Origin of the sequence: Elstera litoralis (assembly GCF_000963705.1) — a bacterium.
GTDB classification, from domain to species: Bacteria; Pseudomonadota; Alphaproteobacteria; order Elsterales; family Elsteraceae; genus Elstera; species Elstera litoralis.
The window spans coordinates 1-2,533 of record NZ_LAJY01000508.1 but is presented as its reverse complement, the minus strand read 5'-3'; the positions used below and the strand labels follow the sequence as shown (position 1 = coordinate 2,533).

6 protein-coding genes are annotated in these 2,533 nt (G+C 55.0%); 3 read left to right on the top strand and 3 right to left on the bottom strand.

Annotated elements, in window-relative coordinates; all coding sequences use genetic code 11:
* On the bottom strand, positions 1 to 278 hold a 278-nt coding region (locus tag VZ95_RS16585; protein WP_198148357.1), incomplete at its 3' end, for a hypothetical protein.
* 149 nt (positions 279 to 427) lie between these two features.
* Between VZ95_RS16585 and msrA the strand changes: the two genes are divergently transcribed.
* The gene (msrA, locus tag VZ95_RS16580) at positions 428 to 1,036 is read left to right on the top strand and encodes a peptide-methionine (S)-S-oxide reductase MsrA (protein WP_045776841.1); all 609 of its coding nucleotides are present in this window, start codon (positions 428 to 430) and stop codon (positions 1,034 to 1,036) included.
* On the opposite strand, the gene VZ95_RS16575 is transcribed toward msrA, so the two are convergent.
* Both VZ95_RS16575 and VZ95_RS28345 read right to left on the bottom strand, forming a co-directional pair.
* On the bottom strand, positions 1,033 to 1,329 hold the full coding sequence (locus VZ95_RS16575; protein ID WP_045776843.1) for a hypothetical protein: 297 nt from the start codon (positions 1,327 to 1,329) through the stop codon (positions 1,033 to 1,035). The genes msrA and VZ95_RS16575 overlap by 4 nt on opposite strands.
* Before the next feature lie 23 nt (positions 1,330 to 1,352).
* Positions 1,353 to 1,481 (bottom strand): hypothetical protein, encoded by a 129-nt coding sequence (locus tag VZ95_RS28345; RefSeq protein ID WP_269747123.1) that lies wholly within the window; start codon positions 1,479 to 1,481, stop codon positions 1,353 to 1,355.
* Positions 1,482 to 1,668: 187 nt separating this feature from the next.
* Here VZ95_RS28345 and VZ95_RS16570 point away from each other — a divergent pair, with 187 nt between their 5' ends.
* Both VZ95_RS16570 and VZ95_RS16565 read left to right on the top strand, forming a co-directional pair.
* Complete coding sequence (locus VZ95_RS16570) at positions 1,669 to 2,034, top strand: response regulator transcription factor (protein WP_045776840.1); 366 nt, start codon at positions 1,669 to 1,671, stop codon at positions 2,032 to 2,034.
* Between the two features lie 228 nt (positions 2,035 to 2,262).
* The coding region (locus VZ95_RS16565) for a PRC-barrel domain-containing protein (protein ID WP_045776839.1) at positions 2,263 to 2,533 on the top strand (271 nt) is incomplete at its 3' end.

Below are 2,533 nucleotides of genomic sequence, written 5' to 3'. Positions count from 1 at the left end.
GCGGCCACGGTTTCTTCAAATAACTTGGGATCGGTAATCTCGGCATTGGTGCGGAAATAATTTTGCATATTTTCGAGATACGACCAACCCCGGCGCAAAACCCCTTCATGCTCCGGAAAAAACGCCTCGTAGCAGCGGTTCCACCCGATGATTTTTTCCTCAGGATCGATCAGGCACGCAGCGGTTTCCATCGAATCCAACAGCGCCCCGACGAAGGGAATATCACTATCGTCTTGTTGCGCGAACAGGCTAGGCGGGGGCGAAAAAGCAGCAGACATGGCGTCCCGAACCGGCGAAATAATCAAAGAAAATACTACACGATCTTGTTCGGAAACGCGGCAGGGAATTTCAGCATGCCCTCCTCATCTCTTTACGGGCGGGGCACCTCGGACCATGTAAGATAGAGCGCTGATTTTGGAGTCCTACCATGCCCCTGTTGATCGATGCCTGGTCCCTGCCCGACCCGGCCCAGGATTTACCCGCCGATGCCGGTGCTTCGCGCGTCGCCATTTTCGGTGGCGGCTGCTTCTGGTGTACGGAGGCGGTTTATACCGCCGTGGCGGGCGTGCTGGAGGTTCGACCGGGTTATGCCGGGGATAGTTCAATAACGGCGGATTACCGCACCGTCTGCACGGGGCGCACCAATCATGCCGAGGTGATTGAGATTACCTATGATCCGGCACAGGTCACTTATGGGCAGCTTTTGAAGCTTTTCTTCGGCGTGGCCCATGATCCAACCCAGAAGGACCGGCAGGGGGCCGATGTCGGGCGGCAGTATCGCTCGGTGATTTTCTACGCAACACCCGACGAACAGGCGGTAGCGCAGGCCTATATGCGGCAGTTGGACGCGGCGAAGATCTATTCCGGCCCGATCCTGACAACGCTGGAGCCGCTGACGGCCTTCTATGTGGCCGAGCCCGAGCATCATGATTACGCCGCGCGCAACCCCAGCAATCCCTATATCGCGGGGGTCTCCACGCCGAAGGTGAAGAAGCTGAAGCACTATTTTCCGCATTGGTTGAAGGCGGGGCGTTAGAGCGGCGGGAGCGCCAGATCGCCCGTTACCTCCACATGCGCCGCCGTGCTAGCGGCGGCTAAGCTTTTCTCGGAAAAGCGTAACTCAAGCTGGCGACCGTCGTCGGTCACGAGCCGAACGTCGGTGCGGCCGAACACTTCCTCCAAGGCCGCCGGGGGAAGCTGAAGTTCCCCGCTGCTGGTGATATTGTTCGGCGGTTGGAAAAAACAGTCGAAGCGATAAGAAGCGCGGCCCACGGTTTTGCCATTGCAGGTAACAATCCCACTACCGGACAGGGCACCGATGTATTTCATCGTTTTTCGCCAGGATTGTTCTTTCATTTTTTCTTAGGTTGTGTGAGGGGTTCCAGAGAACCTTTAAGGGTGGTTGCCGGGGCGGCGGCGGCGGTTTTGGTCGCTTTCGGCTTTTTAGCTTCGCGACTATTCCGCTTTTGAGATTTCGCCATAGAGAATCTCCTCATGAATTGAAAAAAGGGTTCAGCAACGCTAGCGCCCTCCCCAACCCACCGGGAGCCTCGGAAACTACTCAGGCCACGCGCAAAGGTTTGGAAAGAATCGTATGTTTCGCGAAATAATGGTAAGTCATGGGGATACCTTCCTGTGCGAAGGCTCCTCCGATGGAGGCTATAGCCCATGCTCACCCTTTCCCCTAAAAACGGCCCCGATGCGCCCGCGCGGATTGCCGCGTTGGAACGCGCGCTAGCCGAGTGCCAGCAGGATCTGAAGGTAGCCCGCGCGCTGCTGTCCGATCATCTGGCGCGGGCAAGCGGCGGCTTTCCCCAAGCACTGCCGATGCACCTCACGGCCCGGCAACGGCAAGTGATGACGCTCGTTCTGGCGGGGCACCCCAGCAAGAATATCGCCCGCGATATCGGGATCAGTCAGCGCACGGTGGAAAATCATCGGGCCGCCATCATGCGTAAAACCGGCGCAACTTCCATCCCGGCCTTAGTGCGCTTAGCGCTGGATGCGGGGTGGGAGGATAAGAAAATTCAATGAAACAATAAAAAATCGCGATTATGGTTTTATTAAGGTATAATTCTTGAAAAAATATACCGTTATAGGTGTATTCCGATACTTATAGAAATTCAATTCTTAATTTATATTCTAAATGTCTCCAAAGAAGGAGAATGAAACCTTAAACCATTTAACCTTCATTCGGTTTATTGGCTGGGTTTGAAAAATACCTTCTGACTCGATGTTTATAATCTTTTGAAAGGAAATCCTATGTCCAATCCCCTGAGCATCCAAACCGAAGCCGCCCCTTTCGCCGGGCAATCGATGATTCTGAGCGCCATTTCGCCGACGCATCTTCTGAGCGGCTACCGCACGTCCAAAGTGGTCGGCGCGACCGTTGTTAATGAGATGGATGCAACGATTGGGACGGTTGATGATCTGATCGTTTCACCCACCGATAAATCGGCGTTCGCGATTCTGTCGGTCGGCGGTTTCCTCGGCATCGGTGCAAAATATGTGGTGGTGCCGTTCAGCAGCCTGG

Bases quoted from the DNA above. Each gene is read 5' to 3' on its own strand.
- VZ95_RS16570 (WP_045776840.1), top strand. From the start codon at position 1,669: ATGCTCACCCTTTCCCCTAAAAACGGCCCCGATGCGCCCGCGCGGATT.
- VZ95_RS28345 (WP_269747123.1), bottom strand. From the start codon at position 1,481: ATGGCGAAATCTCAAAAGCGGAATAGTCGCGAAGCTAAAAAGCCGAAA.
- msrA (WP_045776841.1), top strand. From the start codon at position 428: ATGCCCCTGTTGATCGATGCCTGGTCCCTGCCCGACCCGGCCCAGGAT.
- VZ95_RS16575 (WP_045776843.1), bottom strand. From the start codon at position 1,329: ATGAAATACATCGGTGCCCTGTCCGGTAGTGGGATTGTTACCTGCAAT.